Here is a 290-nt window from a genome sequence, read left to right on the forward strand (position 1 = left end):
AATTCAAAGCTTGTTAAAAACTCTAATTCACTCGGTTTTGCTTGGTAAAATCATAAATTTTACTTACTTATCTAGTTTTCAATGTACAAAAAAATGGTGGGCCTAAGTGGACTCGAACCACCGACCTCACGCTTATCAGGCGTGCGCTCTAACCAGCTGAGCTATAGGCCCATTCCAATATGAATACTCTAATGAGCATTCAAAACTGAATACAATATGTCAATGTTATTCCTATTTCATCTTCGTAAGAAGATGTTTCCGAATATATCCTTAGAAAGGAGGTGATCCAG

Annotated in this window: 1 tRNA gene; it reads right to left on the reverse strand. The window is 36.9% G+C overall.

Going from position 1 to position 290, the window contains the following annotated elements:
* Positions 1–94: 94 nt before the first annotated feature.
* Positions 95–171, reverse strand: a tRNA-Ile gene (locus tag ACSUE0_RS14565).
* Positions 172–290: the final 119 nt, after the last annotated feature.

The organism is Staphylococcus sp. AS1337 (assembly GCF_051408735.1).
In the GTDB taxonomy this organism is placed as follows: domain Bacteria; phylum Bacillota; class Bacilli; order Staphylococcales; family Staphylococcaceae; genus Staphylococcus; species Staphylococcus xylosus_B.